The sequence below is a fragment of the Peribacillus sp. NPDC097197 genome (assembly GCF_050278025.1).
Taxonomy (GTDB): domain Bacteria; phylum Bacillota; class Bacilli; order Bacillales; family DSM-1321; genus Peribacillus.
In genome coordinates, this window is sequence record NZ_JBNNST010000002.1 from 242275 (window position 1) to 263239 (window position 20965).

Below are 20965 nucleotides of genomic sequence, written 5' to 3' on the forward strand. Positions count from 1 at the left end.
GAACAAAAGACGTAAGAAGGTCCATCTTACGCCCTGCATTTAATCATTCATGATTTTTTGGTTGTTGTATTTTCTTATCCTCTTCATAGTCGCCTTTTGTCAGTTCACTCGTGGATTTCTTGAATTCTCGAAGCGTTTGTCCAAAAGCACGTCCGATTTCGGGAAGCTTCTTCGGACCAAAAATGATTAAGGCCAATACCAAGATGATAATTAGACCAGGTATTCCAATATTCGACATGAATACATCCCCCTCGATGTTATAATTCAACCTATTCTGCTTTTAATTATAATACCATTTTCAGCCAAATGAAAGGAACCTGGCAAATCGTCATACAACGGTAACAATTATCGACAAAACACGACTGCTGGATAAGTTGAATAATATGTAAAAATATATATATTATTCTAACCTAATTTAAAATTTTGTCTAGTTTAAATTAATAAGTGGAATAAATTGCTGTCTTTATTGACTTCCACGCTTGAGAAACCCTTCTTATTCATTCTCTGAATAAGTCCTGTATAATCAAATTTGTTTTTTAACTCAATACCAACAAGGGCCGGGCCACTCTCTTTATTATTTTTCTTCGTATATTCAAATCGACTAATATCATCATTGGGTCCCAACACTTCATCAAGAAATTCCCTTAATGCTCCAGCACGTTGTGGGAAATTCACGATAAAGTAATATAGCAGGCCTTCATATAATAAGGACTTTTCCTTGATTTCCTGCATACGGCCTATATCATTATTACCCCCACTTACAAGGCACACGACCGTTTTCCCCTTTATTTGGTCTTTGTAAAAATCAAGGGCTGAAACGGAAATAGCACCCGCTGGTTCAGCAATAATGGCATGCTGATTATATAAATCGAGAATCGTCGTACAGATATGGCCTTCAGGCACTGCAACGATATCCTCAAGATTCTCTTTACATGTTTGGTATGTCATTTGCCCTACACACTTCACGGCTGCACCATCCACAAACGTATCGATATTCTCAAGTTCAACGACTTTTCCTTCTTGGAAGGAAGTTTTCATGGACGCGGCTCCGAGCGGTTCTACTCCAATACACTTCGTATCAGGGGACACTGATTTGAAGTAACTTGAAACCCCAGCCATTAATCCGCCGCCACCGATTGCTGCGAACACATAATCAATCTTATCTTCACAATCATTCAGGATTTCAACCGCCGTAGTGCCTTGACCGGCAATCACCTTTTCATCATCGAAAGGATGGATGAAAGAACGCCCTTCCTTCTCGCAACATTCCATTGCACTTGCGAATGCGTCATCAAATGTATCACCAATTAAGACAATTTCAATATTATCCCTACCGAATAACCGGACTTGATCGACCTTCTGCCTTGGCGTCGTAGCAGGCATGTAAATTTTCCCATCGATTCCTAACTCACTGCAGGAAAAAGCCACTCCCTGTGCATGGTTCCCGGCACTCGCACACACGACACCATTCTTTGTTTCTTCCTGAGTCAAACTTTTCATTTTATAGTAAGCTCCCCTTAACTTAAAGGAACGAACATGTTGAAGGTCCTCACGTTTCAAATAGACATTGCATTCATACTTACTGGATAAACGCTGATTCTTTTGTAAAGGTGTATGTAAGACAATATCCTTCAATTCTCTATAGGCAATTAGAATATCCTCCAACTGAATCCCCCTATTCACTGATGCTGTCTGGTTCATAGTTATCCCTCATTTCCTTCCTAATCAATTCTATAATTATAGCACTTTATCATAAGTATGTAACTGATTTTTCTAAAAATTCTATCTCTTTGATCTTGTACAAAAAAACCGACTATGGCTTATTCACCATAAATCGGTTACTAATATCATTTTTTTCGTAAAACAATAAAATCATGGGCATATAGATTTTTATCATCTGTTACACCAGGGGTCGTCTCCACGGTTTCCCACTCCGTCTCATTAATGATTGGAAAAAACGTGTCCCCTTCAAAGACTTCATGTATTTCAGTTATATATAACCGATCGGTTACTGGCAGGATTTCTTTGAAGATTTCCGCTCCCCCTATAACGAACACCTCTTGTTTACTATTGTCGGCATACGTCTTAATCTGATCAACATCATGCAAAATGGTGCAGCCTTCCGCTTTAAATTCATGATTCCTGGTCACGATGACGTTTTCCCTTCCAGGCAGAATCCGCCCTATGGATTCAAATGTTTTGCGCCCCATGACGATTGGGTGACCCATCGTTACCTTTTTAAAGTACTGAAGGTCCGCTGGCAAATGCCAAGGCAGCTTGTTATCTTTTCCAATCACACGTTTTTCATCCATGGCTACAATTAAGGAAATCATATACTCACCTTCCCTTTAATGTGGGGATGAGCTTCGTAATTTTCAAGTTCGAAATCTTCAAACCGAAACTCAAAGATATCTTTCACTGCAGGATTGATTTTCATCGTAGGCAGTGGTTTAGGGTCTCGTGTCAACTGTAATTTCACTTGATCCATATGGTTCGAATAGATATGGACATCCCCAAAAGAGTGAACGAATTCACCAGGCTCCAGGTCACATACTTGGGCTATCATCATCGTTAAGAGTGCATAAGAAGCGATATTGAACGGCACACCTAAAAATACGTCCGCAGAACGCTGGTAAAGTTGGCAGGAAAGCTTACCGTCCGCCACATAAAATTGAAAGAATGCATGACAGGGAGGTAAGGCCATCTCTTCAAGCTCTCCGACATTCCAGGCACTTACGATCAATCTCCTTGAATTTGGGTTTGTTTTGATTTGCTCGATCACTTCACTGATCTGGTCGATTTGCCTTCCATCCGCTGCACCCCATGAGCGCCATTGATGCCCATAGACGGGACCTAGATTTCCTGCTTCATCAGCCCACTCATTCCAAATGCGCACATTATTTTCCTGAAGGTATTGTACGTTTGTATCGCCTTTTAGAAACCATAAGAGTTCATGGATGATTGCTTTTAAACTGACTTTTTTCGTAGTCAAAACAGGGAATCCCTCACGCAGATTGAACCTCATTTGATATCCGAAGGTACTGATTGTTCCTGTTCCGGTACGATCGCCTTTTTGAGTTCCATTTTCAAGTACATGCTTACATAAATCCAAATATTGCTTCATGGTAAACCACCTTTTCAACATTCATTCTTCTTATTTTAACTTTTTACTGTTACCAGTTCAATGTGTCAATGTGAATTACGATTGAATTAAATTATTCAATCTAGTTGTTTAATAAAATGGTAGGTCTCTGGAGCTTTCCGTCTTAGCAATTGATTTTGTTCCGGATTTACATAAAACATCGCAAACGCTTCCGCAAAGTATTCTTCGGGATATGTAGAAAAATAAGGTTGACCAGGAAACAGTGCATCTACTTCTTTTCCCCATACGCTTAAATAATCCATATCCTCACGAATGCCGCCATACACGATTTTATCGATGGAATGGGCAATTTCATGGAGTTCGAGATTTATAGAACTATGGCCGTTACCTTTATCGCTCGCGCCGATTTTAACCAAGACCATATGCGAGCCCCCCATACCCGGAACATCATCCCATGTAGTGCTGGGATTAACATACCCTCTTGGTGTCTGCCCCTTTAAATGAGCTGCAGAACGATTGTCTGTCAGGCTCCCACTGAAAAGCTTTATTTTCACACCCCGATCAATAATTTTCACTTGAAGGGAATGCGGGAGTTTATTGATTGTTTCAACTATGTTTAAGGCTTCCTCTTCATCAAATTCATCTACAGGATATATAAACAAGTTCTGTAATGTCTCTTGATCCTGAAAAATGGCTGCCTGCCTTAGTAGGCTATCTTTTTTCAAGTCCCTCCACTTTAAACCATCTTCCTTAGCAAAAGAGATGGAAAGCATAGAAAGGAAACAGCCTGCCAAAATGAATAATCCAATCCACTTTTTATTTGTCACCTTCTACATCCTTTCCATGGTTTAATAGGATATTTCAAAGAAATATGTATACTTCAATCCCAATTTATTATTCTAGTATAACATGAAACTCCTCTATAATTGATTGATGTATTTTTGGTAAAAATAAGTGGAATATTCTTTTCTCACGAGGCACGGATCACCCAGCATTTTCATATAAAATAATATAATCAAAAAAGGTTCAAGGTGATACCATGAAACCAGTTAACAGAAGTCTCATCCTGCCAGAACCACATGAACTAGCCGAGGAAGTACTGGAAATTTACAGTTTAAAAGTGTTCATCATTCTAGATCTATTGCTATTTTCGATTTTCTTTGGCATCTTGCTGCATCCATTCCTCACATCACTATGGCTAAACCTGTTATACCCTTTGCTCTTTTTTACATTTTTCACTCTCCTTTTTCATCTATTTGAATTTTATTTCCAAAGAAAGAGCTGACACCATTTTGGTATCAGCTCTTTTCCGTAAGATTATTTACTGTGTTCTTTAAGCTTTTTTTCCCTCTGAAAATGAAGCAAGATGGTCGTTCCAAAAATAACAAGAATGGTCAAAAAGAAGATGACATGTGGAACTTCGATTTTCGCCACCGAAAGAAGCATTTTAATCGATATGAACCCTATCAAGACATAGGCAGCCGTTTCCAATTCAGGAATCTTATCAATCAGTTTCAAAAAGACTCCGGCAACGCCCCGCATCATCAGGACACCGATCATTCCGCCCAACAGGAGGACCCAAATCTTTTCACTCACCCCAAAGGCAGCCAAGACACTATCAACGGAAAAAGCAATATCCATCATCTCAACAGCGACAACCGTTCCCCATAAATTACCGAACATACGGATTAATAAACTATTTTTACTCATTCCCTGTAACTCTTCATCCTGGTTAGCCTGTTTATTTCTCTTATCTCGGAAATACTTGAATGAAAGCCAGGCAAGATAAACAGCTCCGAGGATTTTTACCCAAGAAATCTTGATGAGATAGACACCTATTCCAATGGCTAAGAAACGGAATGCATATGCACCCAATAATCCATAGAAAAGGGCCTTTTTCCTTTGTTTTTCCGGAAGATGCCGAACCATAACGGCCAATACCAAAGCGTTATCAGCCGATAAAAGGCCTTCCATTAAGACAAGTGTCCCAATTAATCCCCAGCTAACAGGGTCTGTTAGTACTTCCCCCCACATATCCCAATCAAAAAACTGGGAATAGGTATGGAAGATTTTATTTAGCAATTCTACTGACATGATTAAAGCACCTCTGCAAAACTATAAAATTCACTGCAAGTGCTCTCTAGAGGCACAGCGCAGTTTTTCTTGCTATGTATTATTTCACACAAAATAAATACGTTGCAGAACAACGTATCCAAAAAGAACATTATGAACTTACCTTTATGTATGTTCATTATCATCATACTCTTCCCTTTAGATAAAATCAATGAACGAAGAGATTTAGGATATTCTATCTTGATTCGTCCATTTGGGAGGAGTGTTTTTATCCCAATATATTTTCCCGATGTCATAATGCGTGGCAAAAGAATCGTGGTACGTGTGATAATGAAAATTAAACCAATATCCTTCTAACGGTGGATTTTCCTGCCTAACATGGAATCGGATGACATCATTTCCACTTATCGAGTCATAAATATGAAAAATTTTTTCGGATCTACCTGCACTTGGCCGCTCCGTGATAGTTAGCTGTTGCAGTTTTTCATCAGGAAATTGGTTCGCCATATCGTTTACCGTCTCTTCTATTTTCGGCAAAATGATCATTTTGAACTCATCACCTATTTTAGGGTTTATTTTTTCACCAAATTTCACATAAGCGCTTTCTTCTGCTTTATCAAGTATATCCGATAAAAAGTTATCACGGTCGAAATGATTGAAGCCACTAGATTCCTGTGCAGAAGGAAATGGTGTATGGTCTTCTTGCACTACCGCTTTTTTCGAATCTTTTAGAGAGTCAGCATCAGCTAACCATGCCAAATCTGTAGGTGTGACAAGTCCAAACGTTAAAACGGAAACTAAAATGACAAGACTTTTCCTAAACCATGTTGCCGTTTTCAAACCATTATCCCCCCTCCTGTTGTTCCTTTTTTCTAGTATACTGCGATTTTCCAGGTAATACGAATATATAATACCCCATGTTTCAAAAATCGCCAAAAAGGATAAATACCTATATGCAACATACGTGTTGCATCTTTTATACCATTTTTCACTATAAATATATAAATTAAAGGATTATTAGGTAATTTGTAGAACTTAAATAGATTCAGGTATCTTTTTAAGGAGGGCTTATAAATGGCTTTGACTACAACCGCCATGGTGGCTTTATGTCTTGTTACATTAGCATTTTTCGTATATTTATCATTTGCTGATTAAGACTAAAATACTTATGAAAGAGTCCTTGTCATTCTATTAATGACAAGGTTTTCTTTTCAATGAAGTTCGTCTCTAGCTCAAGAAAGAACTTAAGACGATATACTGGAGGAATTTTGATGGAAAACATCGATGAAAAAACCAAAGAAGAAAACTATAAAAGAGAAACGGCAACAGGAAAAGCTGGTATGGTCGTCACGGCTCATCCAGTTGCGACTAAAATCGGGGAAAAGGTCTTACGCGATGGCGGAAATGCCGTTGATGCAGCAGTAGCCATCCAATTTGCATTAAATATCGTGGAACCTATGATGACAGGAATAGGCGGCAGTGGATTCCTTATGGTTTATAATGAAAAAAGTAAAAAAACGAAGATATTCGATGGACATGTCAGGGCACCTAAAGCGGCATATCCTGAATTGTTCCTGGATGAAAATGGGGAGGTTATTCCCTTTAAAGAGCGTTCGACAAAAGGGACGGCAGTTGGCATTCCAGGAATTCTAAAGGCGATGGATGAAGCGCTCAATGAATATGGTAGCAAGCCATTAGCCGAACTCATTGAACCCTCTATAGAATTTGCTGAAAATGGGGTCCCGGTCAACTGGGTACTTTGTGATGCCCTTAAAAACTTTGAATATCGATTGGGTGATGAAGCGCGAAACTTCTTCATGCCCGAAGGAAAACCATACCAGGTGGGAGATATATTAGTTAAGGAAAAGCTGGCAAATACTTATAGGATTTTACAACGCGAAGGGGTATCTGCTTTTTATGAGGGCGAGATTGGTGAAGGAATCATTTCCTGTATCAAGGAACAAGGCGGATTCATGGAAATGGCCGATTTAAGAGATTACAAAGCAACCGTTGATGAACCCATGGTCGGCACCTATAAAGATTATAAAATTGTCTCTTCGATGGCTCCTAGCGCGGGAGGGTTTACCGTCATTCAAATATTAAAGATATTAGAATCATTCCATCTAGAGCAATATGATGTACGTTCCTGGGAGAAATATTATCTGATAGCGGAAGCGATGCGTCTGGCCTTTACAGATAAAAAGGCATTTCTGGCTGATCCTGAATTTGCCGAATTACCGCTTACGGGTCTTATGCATGACGAATATATAGCTGAACGACGGAAGTTCATTAATTTCAAGTCACGGAACAATGCCATTGATTTCGGAAATCCATGGAAGTATGATTCCGTGAAGCAAAGGGAAGTGATTCAACAGCCAAATGATGAAGAACGCAGTGAAACCACCCACTTCACGGTGCGTGACAGATGGGGCAACATCGCGGCTTGCACCTCGACTGTTGAGCACCCTTTCGGTTCTGGCATCATGGTTTCCGACTATGGTTTCATGTTGAATAATGAATTGACCGACTTTGATTCCGTTCCAGGCGGCATGAATGAAGTACAGCCTAATAAACGACCAGTAAGCTGTAAGAGTCCGACCATCATTTTTAAAGACAATCAACCCATTTTAACACTTGGTTCCCCTGGGGGACCGACCATCATTAGCTCAGTTGTCCAAACCATCATTAATGTGCTCGATTTCAAAATGGACTTAAAGGCGGCAATTGAAGAACCAAGAATTTTCACGCCGATGGGCCCACATATTGAATGGGAAGCCGGGATTGATATGAACAGCAAGGGACACCTCGAAGGAATGGGATTTGCCTTCAATGAAGTCCCCCACTCAATCGGTAATGTCCAGGCCATACAAATCAACCCATTGGACGGTTCGAATTATGGCGCTGCTGATTCCAGCCGTGAAGGCTGTGCAATGGGTCTTGATGAAGGGGATTATCAGACCGAATGAATTCATAAAATGGAAATGAAGCCATAATGGAATTTTGAGGTTTTTCGTTCCAACACGTCAAATCCAAATCTCTGGAAGCGGGTACTGCGAAAATGATCTTTCAACACAACTCTTTTTCGTGCGACCCGCTTGGCTTCATTTATTATTTCTATGGTGAAATCATGATTTGCAGCAAAATGGGTCAGGCCTTTAATGCCATTAGATTCTTCAATGGTCTCCTCAAACATCGGATCAAAATAGACGACATCGAAATGATTATCCGGTAAAGTTTTCAATAACTCATTATGATTAGCCTCCATAACTTCTATCCGCCTCATTACTGATAACATCCACTCTTCTGCATCACTCCAAGTCTTTAAACCATGGTCCACAAGTAATGCCAAGTATTTATTTCCCTCCAGCGCTAACACACGCCCTTTACTACCGACTGCAAAACTAGCGACAATGGAGTCAGCACCTAATCCCAATGTACAATCAAGCACGGAGTCCCCTTCTTTAATATCCCCTGCAATAAGAAATGGATCAGCCTCCCCATTCAGTAATCGCTTCAATCGAATCATCGCTAAGTTAGGATGGAAAAAGAAAGGCTCCCTCTCTCCGTACCGGTATATTTCCATTCTATTTCTCCCGAAAACGAGACAATCATCCTTGTCGTTTTCCCTTTGAATATCCTGAATCGAACGTTTTCTCCTCGATACAAAAGGAATCTTTTGATCCATCGCGAACTCTTTTGCCAACTCTATAACATCTTGGTCAGCTCGTCCAGCTGTAGTCACAAACATGTACCTGCTCCTTTAATACTCTGAATTTGAAAAAGAATGCCCTTTTACAGGACATTCTTTTTTTTACTTATTTTATTTTACTTTACATTATCGAATGCTACCAAGAGATTTTCCATGATAGCTTCCATAGGCTGGCCTTCAATATCATGGCGAGGAATGAAATGAACGACCTCTTTCCCTTTTAATAGAGCCATGGATGGAGAAGAAGGTTCAATCCCATTAAAGTACTCACGCATTTTAGCTGTCGCTTCTTTATCTTGCCCTGCAAATACAGTGACTAGATTATTTGGCTTCTTCTCTGCTTGGAGTACAGCTTGAGTCGCTGCTGGACGAGCTAAACCTGCAGCACAGCCACAAACTGAATTGACGACAACAAGTGTAGTCCCTTCGGCTGCCTCCATGAATTCCTCAACCTTTTCAGCTGTTTCCAATTCCTTAAAACCCGCTTGCACCAATTCAGCACGCATTGGCTTCACCATTTGTTTCATGTATTCATCATAAGCCATAGACATAATAATTCCCCCTTGAAATAACTAGATGACTATAAGGATACTATAATTTATGTTCATAATGCAAAGTTGACGCTTAAACCTTCTACGAAAGGCGAACCTTAACCTTGAATCCACACAATTTAGGTTTACCAACATCCAAGCCCTGCATAGAAAATAGGCAGCAGAATTATCTGCTGCCACCCTTTCATTTGTGGATTAAATCTTCATGACGCCGCCAGTGCTTGCATTGGTGACAAGCTTGGAATAACGACCCAGATACCCTCTTGTTACCTTTGGTTCGAATCCTTTCCAATTCGCTTTGCGTTTTTCAAATTCTTCGTCAGAAATTTCCAACTGGATGATACGATTATTCAAATCCAGCTCAATGATATCTCCATTTTCTACAAAGGCTATTGGTCCTCCTTCGGCTGCTTCAGGAGATATATGACCGATACTGATCCCTCTAGAAGCACCTGAGAAACGCCCATCGGTAATTAAACCTACCTTGGCCCCAAGACCCCTGCCGACGATTTGCGAAGTTGGTGCCAGCATTTCCGGCATACCCGGTCCGCCTTTAGGTCCTTCATATCGAATGACCACGACATCCCCTTCTTTTACTTTACCAGTAATAATTCCTGACAACGCATCTTCTTGGGAATCAAAGCAGATTGCGGGACCTCGGTGATAACCGCCGACAGACTCGTCTACGGCACCCACTTTAATGATCGATCCTAGAGGAGCCAGATTCCCGAATAATACCGCAAGTCCTCCACGTTCGGAATGCGGGTTATCTAGGGGATGGATGACATCCGTATTCAAGATTTCGCAGCCTTCCACATTTTCACGTAGCGTTTTACCGGATACAGACAGACAATCACCATTGAACGCTCCTGGCTTTTTCAGTAACTCATGAATAATAGCACTGACCCCACCTGCATTATGGACATCTTCAATATGATAATCCGATGCCGGTGCAATCTTTGCAAGATGTGGTACCCTTCCGGCTATTTCATTTATTCTCTCCATTGGATACTCAAAACCTGCTTCATGGGCCAAAGCAAGGGTATGAAGGACGGTATTGGTCGATCCACCCATGGCCATATCCAAAGCAAATGCATTATCAATCGCTTCCATCGTAACGATATCGCGCGGTTTACGATCCATTTTGATTAGTTCCATCAGTTGTTTAGCTGATTTCTTTACGAATTCCTTTCGTTCTTCAGCTACGGCTAAAATAGTACCATTACCTGGAAGGGCAAGACCTAATCCTTCAGCTAAACAGTTCATCGAATTGGCAGTAAACATCCCTGAACAAGAACCGCACGTAGGACATGCCACTTGTTCGATTTCTTCTAAGTCTTCTGCTTCAATATTACCTGCTTGATAGGCTCCAACACCCTCAAAGACCGATGTTAAGGATAGAGACTTACCATTCTTATCTTTTCCAGCCTTCATAGGTCCTCCGCTGACGAACATCGTCGGGATATTGACACGAAGTGCCCCCATCATCATCCCTGGTGTAATCTTGTCACAGTTTGGAATGCAAACCATCCCATCAAACCAATGTGCAGAAACAACCGTTTCTACGGAGTCAGCAATGATTTCACGACTTGGTAAAGAATAACGCATACCAATATGTCCCATGGCGATTCCATCGTCTACTCCGATTGTATTAAATTCAAATGGAACCCCGCCAGCTTCCCTGATTGCTTCCTTCACGATCTTACCGAACTCCTGAAGATGGACGTGCCCAGGAACGATATCAATATATGAATTACAAACCGCAATGAACGGTTTGCCGAAATCTTCTTCTTTAACACCCGCTGCACGCAATAGACTTCTATGTGGAGCACGGTCAACCCCTTTTGTAATCATGTCGCTTCTCATTTTTGCTGTAGACATTTATGTAGCCCCCTCATTTTAGCAAATTAACATTGAATATATTAACTTTTTATAATACTCTAAAAATTCTAACATAAATGTGGTCAAATGTAACCATTCTAGCTCAAAGTTTTCTACATAAACATTTTTCTAAAATAGTAGAAAAGGGATTTATTCATATAAATGGATGATTTTATACATTTTTCACCTAATCTTTCATCCCTTTTTTATAAAAAAAAGAGGATGACCAACAAACACGTCCTTACACGGTCTGTGATTATCCTCTTTCGGTCTTTAAACTTACTTATTTTTTACTTTCTTGATTCCGTCATTTGTTTCCATACAGAACCTTTCGCTTCTTCCCCATTCTCGATTCTATCAAGGGCCATTTTCACTTGGAGTGCGACTTCAAATTCGGGGTCTTGTTCAGCTTTCTTTAAAAAAGGTAGGATGGATTCATCACCAACTTCGTATAAAAACATGGCTGCCCTCCATCTCACTAGTTTATTTTTATCCGATAGAGATAATGCCATTTCACCCATTGCTTCCTCAAACCCAAGATCAGATAAACAGTCCCCGGCCGTCCTTCTTACAGCGGCACTTGAATCCCTCAATGCTTTATATAAGCTAGGAAGGACTTTTGGATCTTCAATCATCCCTAAATATACAGCAGCAAGTCGACGAATGGAAACTTTGCTATCGGCAAGGGCTTTTTCCAGTACCGGAATATCTTCAACCGTCGGATCGCTCATCTGATCCAATAATTGATATCTCTTTTCCCAACTTTCATCGTCTAACATGTCAACGGTCAATTTTATTTTGGGGCGATTGATGACCGGTTCTTTTTTATCCACGGTTTCTTGGGCGGCATCAACTAATTTATTAATTCTTTCCTCCGGATAAGCTGCAACCAATTCTGCCGCTACTTCCTTGACGATGTCTTCCATTTCTCCGTAGCGAATGCCGTAATCCTTCCATTTACGAAGTAGGACGACATTATCATCTTCTTTTTGCGAAGCTGATATGCCCTTAATGAAATACTCCGGTAACGCAAAACGTTTTTCGTGTGTGCTATCATTTGCTTTAATCTGCATGGGAATACCTTTAAATTGTTGGATGGAAACGGAAACTTCTCCATAATGCTCATTTATTTGCGCTTGTTGATTTTGTTTTCCAGTATCCTCACCGAAAACTTGGCGAACTTGGACCAAAATATCTTTCCAATCAAATTTCGCATTACGTTCGACTGCTAAAAAGTCAGCCACATGGTATACACCCTTGACACCGTCAATTTGTAACATGTCTTTTATCATTTGCGGCGCAAGTTCCGCTTGATCTTTTTTATAATTATTGCTCTTGCCTGCTGGCAATTCTTCCGTAAGATTAATTTTCATTGTATTTGGACTTGGCGTAGGTTCTATCGATTTAATATTCAATGCTTTTCTCTCCTTTATCAATACGTTTCCTCGTGTCCTAGATTTTATCACACTGGCAAGAGATTCTCATGCAATTGAGATTCACCGAAAAAAAGACCGGGCCAAGCTAACGCATCCTGGCCCAGTCTTCAGCTTATTCCCCTTCAAGTTTTTCAGCGAGATATGTCCATCTTTCCATTGTATACTCTAACTTTTCGTTAAGCTCTTTTTCTTCTTCTAGAAGCAGGCGGACCTTTTCAAAATCACTGCCGGCTGCTGACATTTCGGCTGTGATATCCTTCAGGCGACCTTCGACTTGCTCCATTTTCCCTTCGATTTCTTCCCATTCCTTACTTTCCGCATAAGTAAGCTTTTTCTTCTTCTTTTCCGTCCGATTAGGCTGTGGCTCGATAGTTTTTTGAGGAACCGTTTCTTCTGTCTTTTCCTCTAAAAACTCAGAGTAGTTTCCGTAATAAAAATCTATTTTACCTTTATCTTTGAAGACGAGTAGTTGGTGACAAGTTTTATCAAGAAAGTACCGATCATGCGAAACGGTGATGACGACTCCCGAAAACGTTTCTAAATAGTCTTCAAGGACTGTCAAGGTTTGTGTGTCCAGGTCATTTGTCGGTTCATCCAATAAAAGGACATTGGGTGAACCCATCAAGATGTTCAATAAATAAAGTCGTCTTTTTTCTCCTCCTGAAAGTTTCCGTATCGGAGTGCCATGCGAACCCATGGGGAACAAGAACCTCTCAAGCATTTGTGCAGCGGATATGAAGCTACCATCTTTAAGAGCAATTGAATCAGCCGTTTGCCGGATATATTCGATCATTCGGAGATTTTCATCCATATCGATGCTTTCTTGTGTATAGTAGCCGATTTTGACGGTTTGCCCGATTTCAAGATTTCCACCATCCAACGGTTCGCGTCCGGCCAAGATATTCAATAGTGTGGATTTTCCACTTCCGTTATTACCGACAATCCCAATACGATCGCCTGGCTTGAAAAGGAAAGATAAATCTTTGATAATTGTCTGATTACCGAATGATTTGGAGACGCCTTGCAGTTCCAACACTTTTTTCCCTAGACGGGCGCCGCTTAATTCCATTTCAAGGCTTTCGTTTTTCTGCTTATCCTTAACACCGGTTTCTAACGTTTCAAAACGTTGAATCCTAGCCTTTTGCTTCGTTGAGCGCGCCTTGGCCCCTTTGCGGATCCAGGCCAATTCTTTTTTGAAGAGACTCTCTTTTTTTGAACGTTCAGTTGATTCATTTTCTTCCCTTATGGCTTTTGATTCAAGGTAGTCTGCATAATTCCCCTTGTATTCAAAAAGCTGAGCTTGAGCTATTTCCCATATTTTATTGGACACACGATCAAGAAAATATCGATCATGGGTCACAAATAAGACGGATTTCTGATGCTTTGATAAGTATTCTTCCAACCAGGTGATACTTTCAAAATCCAGATGGTTGGTTGGCTCATCCAAAATGAGCAAATCAGGAGTTTCTATCAATGTCTTTGCCAATGCTGCCCGTTTCTTTTGTCCACCTGAAAGCTCACCCAATTTCCGAGAATGATCAGGAAGGCCTAGCTTAGTCAAGATTGTCCGGGCATTGGCGCTAGTATCCCAGGCATTAAGAGCATCCATAGATTGTTGTTGCTTCAATAATCGATTTTGCACTTCACTATTTTGGGGATCGATTTGCAATTGCACCAATGTTTTTTCATATTCTTTTATCAAGGAGAATACGGGTGTCGAACTTTCATACATATACTCCATAATGGTCAATTGTTCATCAAAGTCAGGATCTTGTGATAAATAAGAAATTGTATAGTCATTCGGATGATCCTTCGTACCCAGGTCACTTTCTTCCAATCCAGCTATAATATTCAACAGCGTGGATTTACCGGTCCCATTTATACCGACGATCCCGATCTTTTCACCTTCACTGATGGATAAAGAAACATCTTTAAAAAGAAGCTTCTCTCCTTGGGTTTTCATTACATGTTCCATGCTAAAAACTTTCATAAACGTACATCCCATTCCTTATAGAATTCTTCTAGAAAACGAACCATGTATTCATGGCGTTCACTCGCGATATTCTTCGCTGTATCTGTGTTAAGCAAGTCTTGTAAACGTAATAATTTTTCATAAAAATGGTGGACGGAAGAGCTTTTACCCATTCGATATTCCTGCTTGGTCATCTCTTCACGGACCGAGAGAGATGGATCATACATAGGTTGTCCCTTTTTACCCCCATACGCAAATGTTCTTGCAATTCCAATCGCCCCGAGAGCATCCAAACGATCGGCATCCTGAACAATTTCAGCTTCGATGGACGTCAGATTCACTTCTCCAGCACTGTAGGAAATGGTAGAAATAATCTCCTTTATCTCCTTAACCGTATTCAGGTCCACCCCGGTCATCTTCAACCAATCATCGAGCTTATTCCAACCTGCTTCCATATCATCATTCAATTTATCATCTGGAATATCATGAAGGAGGGCTGCCATCTCGATTATGAATTCATTACCCTTTTTTTCTTCACGTGCAATATGTAAGGCCAGCTTCCGAACCCGATTGATATGATACCAATCATGGCCACTGACATCAGATTTTAATTGTTCGTAGACAAATGATTCCGTTTGTTCAATTATTGTTTTTTGCATTTCACCACTCCATGTCCTTTCTATTTTACCATGGTTCTAATTTTTAGAAAGGGAAATTGCCCTAAACTTCCTTGAACCAACTGATCCCGATTGTCTGTTCACCTGTATGCACCCCTATTGCACTACCTAGTGGTGATATATGTATTTTCACTTCTGGAAACTCTTCTGTAATCCTCTTTTCCCATGGTTCGGCCTGAACGGGTGAACCTCCGTACAAGATACTGCATTCTTTTACCTTGCCCAATGAAATGGATTTGCGTAATTCATGGAATATTTGATTTTCCGCTTTCTTAAGATTTCGAGTTTTCGTTTTGGTTTGCAGCAACCCATTCTCTATGGTTATGATCGGTTTTAAGCTCAATAGACTTCCAAGGTAATACTGAGTCCCCGTTAACCGCCCACTCCGGTGTAGTTGGTCTAATGAGCCAATCAAGACATATGTCTCATGGCTATCTGCATACTTCCGTGTAAGGGTGAAAGCTTCTTCCATTGAGAACCCGCTGTTTATATAGTGCATGAGCCTTTTTAATAACAGAATCATCGGATACGATATAAGCAAGGTGTCAAAAACATCCACAGGTATCGTGACAAGTTGTGCTGCCTGACGGCTTGAGGAGACCGTCCCACTCAATTTACTTGAGAGATGGATGGAAACCACCCGATCATAGTCTTTTTCAAGTTTCCTATACAACTCGTAAAAGGTGCCCACTGATGGCTGGGAGGTGGTCGGGACCTTATTTTCCTCCTTCATTTTGCGATACAGTTCTTCAGGTAGTAGGTCGACACCATCTTCGTATTCCTCACCATCCATGATGACAATCATAGGTACGACATATACATGTTCATTTTGAGATAGTTCCTCGTCCAATAAAGCCGTACTGTCCGTAACCCATGCAATCCGTTCCATTGTTTCCCTCCTGGGTAAAATAGTTGTTACCTATTATATTCCACTTTATCCCCATTTTTCCCCCTTTAAATTACGGACCCTTTTATTCCTTAAATAAAAAGCCCACCGATAAGAACACGGTGGGCCATTGAATCATGATAGCAATTTTTTTATATCTTCTTCCATTTCAAGCGGTTTTGTTTTGGGAGCATAGCGGTTCACAATATTCCCTTCACGGTCGATCAAAAATTTGGTGAAGTTCCATTTTATTGACTTCGATCCCATCATTCCTGGTGCATTCTCCGTTATATAGCTAAATAGCGGGTGAGCGTCTTTTCCATTCACATTCACTTTCGCAAACATTGGAAAGGTTACACCGTGATTGAGCTTACAATAGGAATCGATTTCAAGCTCGTCGCCAGGCTCTTGGTTGAGGAACTGATTGCAAGGAAACCCTAGAACTTCCAGACCGTCCTCTTTGTATTGCACATATAGGCTCTGCAGGTCATCATACTGTGGTGAAAATCCACATTTACTAGCCGTGTTAACTATAATCAATACTTTTCCCTTGTACTCCTCAAGCGAAATGACATCACCATTGATCTTTTTCACTTCAAATTCATAAATGGACATATATGATCTCTCCCTTTAGCCCTGATGAGGTCATTTTACCTTAAGTGAAGGAAACTTTTCCAGTTTGAGTGTTCTTGATTAGTTATTTAAAGAACCTTCAACAATTTGTACGGATTGTATTAGATACTCTACCATATCTTCTAAATCTTCCATTTGCTCTTCCTTTATAAGTCTTCCGAAAGAAATACCAAATGTTGAATGGCATGATGAGGATGGTTCTTTTTCACTAACCGTTTCAGAAGTAGTCAATTTAATGATTCTCTCACTCCCCCAAAGGGTCTCGAGTTCAATTAATATATTTCTAACTTCCAAGCTGTTGAGCTTTCTCGGTATGGAAATGAATAAATTCACGGCACAACCGGAATGCGTTTCATTCAGGTTCGACTGCAGCAGCTCGGAACTTAAATTCTCCAGTGAAGCGTATACCTCAAAGCCGCCGGTCACAGAATCAGTATGCTCTGATTCTTTCATTTCTAACTCAATTTTATATTTCCTTGCAAGTGTTGAGAGATTGACGATATCATCACGACCAATAACCAATATATCCCCAATGAGGTCGCGGTCATATACCGCTCCTTCCAATACCACTTTCATATTCTCATATGCTGTAGGATCAAACAATATCCATATACCCCTCTTCTAGATTCTTAACTGTCATAAACAAGTTTTATATAACTCATCATCATTTTACCATTCTACAAAATTCTTATGAGGATCTAAAAAAATAAAAAAATTGCTTTTCTATTTTTAAATTTTCTATATAATTGAAATATTATGATTTCACAAAGGAGGCAAAGCTAACTATGCCAATCAAAATACCAAGACACCTGCCAGCTAAAGAGATTTTAGAAGAAGAGAACATCTTTGTAATGGATGAGGAACGGGCAATCAGCCAGGAAATCCGGCCATTAAATATATTGATTTTAAACCTTATGCCTGAAAAAGAAAAAACAGAGGCACAGTTACTGCGTTTTCTTGGCAACACGCCTATTCAAGTAAATATATCATTTCTGGGTTTGAGTACCCATGAATCCAAAAACACAAGTAAATTTCATTTAAATCAATTTTATAATTCTTTTGCAGACATTCGTTCAAAAAAATATGATGGGATGATCATCACGGGAGCACCTGTCGAAAAGATGGACTTTCAAGAAGTTAATTATTGGGAAGAATTAAAAGATATCATGAACTGGTCAAGCAAAAATGTCACATCCACCCTACATATTTGTTGGGGGGCTCAAGCAGCTCTATACCACCATTATGGTATAGGTAAATATGAGCTTCCGGAAAAATGCTTTGGCATCTATAAACATGAGGTTCTTGAACCGAATGAAGACCTCGTCCGTGGCTTCGACGATTATTTCTTGGCTCCTCATTCTCGCTATACTGACATAGATTATCAAAAGTTAGTGAATCATCCCGAACTGAAAATCTTAGCACAATCAGATCAAGCCGGTGTGTTAATAGCCGCTTCAACCGATTCAAAGAGAATTATGGTGACTGGTCATTTCGAGTATGATGCGGGAACGCTCGGTGACGAATATAAACGCGATATTGAGCGCGGAATCGAAACCCAGCTCCCCGAAAACTACTTTCCGGATAATGACCCATCTAAAACTCCGTTGCATCGTTGGAAAAGTCACTGTAGCCTCATGTTTTCCAACTGGCTCAATTATTACGTCTATCAATCCACGCCATATGATTGGGATTGAAAGCGAAAGAAAAAAAGGGTCTTTGTCCGTTGATTGCCCTTTTTGGGGGAACCTGCCACACATCTGTCTAATGAAAAATCCTGATGAGAAACTCAGGATTTTTTTATTTCGCACTAGAATGAAATGATATTGAATACCTATGTCTGTTAAATGCAAACGTGTATCTACTCATCCTTTTTCTTCATTCTCAAATCATTCATTTACTACTCTTCTATTATCATAAAAAAAGGAATCTAATTTTACTTTTTAAGACTCTTTATCGCCAAAATATACTTCTTCATAGGGCTGGACAACAATAAACCCCTGTCCTTCGAATTTCATCTGAACTGACTCTCCGCTTCCTCTCCCAAAAAATGATTTCAAGGATACATCCGTTACGAAGTCTGGCTGTAAGTTCCCTGACCAGGCGACGGTCGCATTTGGATCTGTATAGACTGGCTTTCCCTCTTCAACAAGTAAAGTGAGGGGTTCGTAGTGTGATGTGAACGCAACCATCCCATTTCCTTCAAGCCTGACATTGAACAATCCACCAGCCAACAATCCGGCAATGCGTCTCATCATTTTAATGTCCCATTTCACACTTGATTCAAAGGCAAGTAAATCATTGCCGTTTATACAAATGGCCTCTCCATTCAATTGTATAATCGAAATCTTCTTTCCTTGGTCGGCCACATATAGCTTCCCTTTCCCTGTCGCTTTCATTAAAGAGGTACCTTCACCAGTAAAGGCTTTCTTAAATAATTTTCCAATCCCATGCTCCAGCATGCCTTCTCGTTCGAACTTAATACTGCCCCGGTATGAAATCATCGTCCCCATTTTGGCCCAGATTTGTTGTTCGAGATTGATTTCAAGAATTCGTTCCGTCTCCAGTTCAAATAATCCCTGGCCCTTATCCTGCTGTTTCGTTTTTTCGACAAATTGATTGATATGATATTTTTCCATCATTGAATACCTTCTTTTTGAAAGAGGAAGAGCCACATAAATGAAACGGATTGTTTCAATTCTTTTGAAAAGTGACCTAGCTTGGAGTAGTCCACCCCTCTTTTTTCAACACCAGTCTCAGCGACTAGCTTCCAACCAGTAGATAGTGCAAGCTTTTCAAATTCCCAGGCCTGCATCGTATTCATGATCACATCTTCACCAAATAACCGTTGGTAACTAAATTTTTTACGAGGCTCCGCCGTAGGTCCTAGTATTCCAAAACATACATATCCCCCGGGCTTTATAATTCGATGTATTTCCTTCATCACCGTCAGTGGCTCACCAGTATATTCAAGTGAATTGATCACCAAAGCGGCATCCATTTCATCATCCTTAAATGGGAGACTGTAAAAATCTCCTTGAGTAAAAGAAAGGCCGGGTTGTTGGTCGGCATTTTCCTTAGCCAATTCAACCATGACGGTTGAAAGGTCCACACCTGTAACAGCGTAACCGGCTTGGGCGAGTTTTGAAGAACCGACTCCGTCTCCGCAACCTATATCCACAACCTTCGATCCCGACTCCACATACTCGGAAAAGAAAGGGATGATCTTTTTACGACTACCGGTCTCCCACATTTCCTGTGAATTCTTCGCCCATGTCGGGGCAAAAACATCCCATTTCTTTTCTGCTTCTTTATGCCAAGTTTTTACATTCAAATGTCATTCCCCATTTCACATAGTTTTTCAGATTTACTGATCGCACCTTTTTCATGATTTAAATGGATATATTTTATGGTATTTCAAAATATCCCCTTTATAATAGCTATTCTGTTTTAAGACTAAAAATCCTCTTTTCCCCGTCATGTGGTTGCTTATTTAAGAAACGAATGATGGTTTTAGAGCAAAAAAAAACTGCCCATGGCAGCTTATTTTGCATTTTCTTCATTTTTCTTTTGTATATTTCTTAAATCCTCAACCCGGCTAGGTGATTCCTCAAAGAATTCTACAAGGTCACCAATTCGGTCTATCGCATTCCAGCTCAGGTGATGCTCGATTCCTTCAACATCATGGTAGATATTTTCTTCCTTGACCCCTATCAATCGTAGCATCTGCTCCAATAATTCATGACGGTAAACAAGTCGTTTACCCACTTTTTTACCATTTGCTGTCAAAACCAAACCACGATACTTCTCATAGATTAAATACTTTTCGTGGTCTAGCTTTTGTACCATCTTCGTCACTGAAGAAGGATGTACAGATAGGTTTTCAGCAATATCCGAAACCCTTGCATATCCTTTTTCTTCTATAAGTAAATATATCTGTTCTATGTAATCCTCCATGCTCGGTGTAGGCATCAGGAATCCTCCCATTCAAACGCATATCTAAAAATCTTACTATAAAAACGACCCTGAAACAAGATTATATCGTCT

The 20965-nt window shown here is 40.2% G+C and carries 21 protein-coding genes; 2 read left to right on the forward strand and 19 right to left on the reverse strand.

Annotated features, from left to right (window positions below):
* Positions 1–43: 43 nt before the first annotated feature.
* From tatA to ACQKL6_RS03595, 7 genes are all read right to left on the reverse strand, one after another.
* Positions 44–238 carry a twin-arginine translocase TatA/TatE family subunit gene (gene tatA, locus ACQKL6_RS03565; protein ID WP_402868997.1) on the reverse strand — a complete coding sequence of 65 codons (195 nt, stop codon included), beginning with the start codon at positions 236–238 and terminating at the stop codon, positions 44–46.
* A 194-nt stretch (positions 239–432) separates the two neighbouring features.
* Complete coding sequence (gene ilvA, locus ACQKL6_RS03570; RefSeq protein ID WP_403121814.1) at positions 433–1701, reverse strand: threonine ammonia-lyase IlvA; 1269 nt, start codon at positions 1699–1701, stop codon at positions 433–435.
* 146 nt (positions 1702–1847) lie between these two features.
* The gene (locus ACQKL6_RS03575) at positions 1848–2333 is read right to left on the reverse strand and encodes a dihydrofolate reductase (protein WP_402988173.1); all 486 of its coding nucleotides are present in this window, start codon (positions 2331–2333) and stop codon (positions 1848–1850) included.
* Positions 2330–3124: a thymidylate synthase gene (locus ACQKL6_RS03580; RefSeq protein ID WP_402869003.1), complete on the reverse strand. Its 795-nt coding sequence runs from the start codon at positions 3122–3124 to the stop codon at positions 2330–2332. The genes ACQKL6_RS03575 and ACQKL6_RS03580 overlap by 4 nt, the downstream gene beginning before the upstream one ends.
* A 95-nt stretch (positions 3125–3219) precedes the next feature.
* The gene (locus ACQKL6_RS03585; RefSeq protein WP_403121817.1) at positions 3220–3930 is read right to left on the reverse strand and encodes an anthrax toxin lethal factor-related metalloendopeptidase; all 711 of its coding nucleotides are present in this window, start codon (positions 3928–3930) and stop codon (positions 3220–3222) included.
* A 490-nt stretch (positions 3931–4420) separates the two neighbouring features.
* Positions 4421–5197, reverse strand: coding sequence for a TerC family protein (locus tag ACQKL6_RS03590; RefSeq protein WP_402869007.1), 777 nt, complete (start codon positions 5195–5197; stop codon positions 4421–4423).
* A gap of 204 nt (positions 5198–5401) precedes the next feature.
* Positions 5402–6016, reverse strand: coding sequence for a YpjP family protein (locus ACQKL6_RS03595; RefSeq protein ID WP_402956796.1), 615 nt, complete (start codon positions 6014–6016; stop codon positions 5402–5404).
* Positions 6017–6447: 431 nt separating this feature from the next.
* Between ACQKL6_RS03595 and ggt the strand changes: the two genes are divergently transcribed.
* A complete protein-coding gene (gene ggt / locus ACQKL6_RS03600; protein ID WP_427650589.1) occupies positions 6448–8142 on the forward strand; it encodes a gamma-glutamyltransferase in 1695 nt (564 codons plus the stop codon).
* Positions 8143–8144: 2 nt separating this feature from the next.
* On the opposite strand, the gene ACQKL6_RS03605 is transcribed toward ggt, so the two are convergent.
* The 9 genes from ACQKL6_RS03605 to ACQKL6_RS03645 form a co-directional block, all read right to left on the reverse strand.
* Complete coding sequence (locus ACQKL6_RS03605; protein WP_403121820.1) at positions 8145–8924, reverse strand: class I SAM-dependent methyltransferase; 780 nt, start codon at positions 8922–8924, stop codon at positions 8145–8147.
* A 77-nt stretch (positions 8925–9001) separates the two neighbouring features.
* A complete protein-coding gene (locus tag ACQKL6_RS03610) occupies positions 9002–9436 on the reverse strand; it encodes a BrxA/BrxB family bacilliredoxin (RefSeq protein WP_402956792.1) in 435 nt (144 codons plus the stop codon).
* 195 nt (positions 9437–9631) lie between these two features.
* Entirely contained in the window at positions 9632–11317 is a 1686-nt protein-coding gene (gene ilvD, locus ACQKL6_RS03615; protein WP_402956790.1) for a dihydroxy-acid dehydratase, read from the reverse strand.
* A 290-nt stretch (positions 11318–11607) separates the two neighbouring features.
* On the reverse strand, positions 11608–12732 hold the full coding sequence (locus ACQKL6_RS03620) for a conserved virulence factor C family protein (protein WP_402869018.1): 1125 nt from the start codon (positions 12730–12732) through the stop codon (positions 11608–11610).
* A gap of 133 nt (positions 12733–12865) precedes the next feature.
* Positions 12866–14743, reverse strand: coding sequence for an ABC-F family ATP-binding cassette domain-containing protein (locus ACQKL6_RS03625; protein WP_427650592.1), 1878 nt, complete (start codon positions 14741–14743; stop codon positions 12866–12868).
* Positions 14740–15384: an HD domain-containing protein gene (locus tag ACQKL6_RS03630; protein ID WP_402956786.1), complete on the reverse strand. Its 645-nt coding sequence runs from the start codon at positions 15382–15384 to the stop codon at positions 14740–14742. Before ACQKL6_RS03630 ends, ACQKL6_RS03625 begins: the two co-directional genes overlap by 4 nt.
* 61 nt (positions 15385–15445) lie before the next feature.
* Positions 15446–16291 carry a DegV family protein gene (locus ACQKL6_RS03635; RefSeq protein WP_402956784.1) on the reverse strand — a complete coding sequence of 282 codons (846 nt, stop codon included), beginning with the start codon at positions 16289–16291 and terminating at the stop codon, positions 15446–15448.
* A 132-nt stretch (positions 16292–16423) separates the two neighbouring features.
* Positions 16424–16903 carry a glutathione peroxidase gene (locus ACQKL6_RS03640; RefSeq protein WP_402869026.1) on the reverse strand — a complete coding sequence of 160 codons (480 nt, stop codon included), beginning with the start codon at positions 16901–16903 and terminating at the stop codon, positions 16424–16426.
* Between the two features lie 78 nt (positions 16904–16981).
* Entirely contained in the window at positions 16982–17524 is a 543-nt protein-coding gene (locus tag ACQKL6_RS03645) for a hypothetical protein (RefSeq protein WP_427650594.1), read from the reverse strand.
* Positions 17525–17706: 182 nt separating this feature from the next.
* Here ACQKL6_RS03645 and metA point away from each other — a divergent pair, with 182 nt between their 5' ends.
* The gene (gene metA / locus ACQKL6_RS03650) at positions 17707–18615 is read left to right on the forward strand and encodes a homoserine O-acetyltransferase MetA (protein ID WP_403121828.1); all 909 of its coding nucleotides are present in this window, start codon (positions 17707–17709) and stop codon (positions 18613–18615) included.
* A 246-nt stretch (positions 18616–18861) separates the two neighbouring features.
* Here metA and ACQKL6_RS03655 read toward each other — a convergent pair whose 3' ends face one another.
* From ACQKL6_RS03655 to mntR, 3 genes are all read right to left on the reverse strand, one after another.
* Positions 18862–19557, reverse strand: coding sequence for an AIM24 family protein (locus ACQKL6_RS03655; protein ID WP_402988802.1), 696 nt, complete (start codon positions 19555–19557; stop codon positions 18862–18864).
* Entirely contained in the window at positions 19557–20252 is a 696-nt protein-coding gene (locus ACQKL6_RS03660) for a class I SAM-dependent methyltransferase (protein WP_403121830.1), read from the reverse strand. Before ACQKL6_RS03660 ends, ACQKL6_RS03655 begins: the two co-directional genes overlap by 1 nt.
* 209 nt (positions 20253–20461) lie before the next feature.
* A complete protein-coding gene (gene mntR, locus ACQKL6_RS03665) occupies positions 20462–20890 on the reverse strand; it encodes a transcriptional regulator MntR (RefSeq protein ID WP_402869035.1) in 429 nt (142 codons plus the stop codon).
* Between the last annotated feature and the right edge of the window lie 75 nt (positions 20891–20965).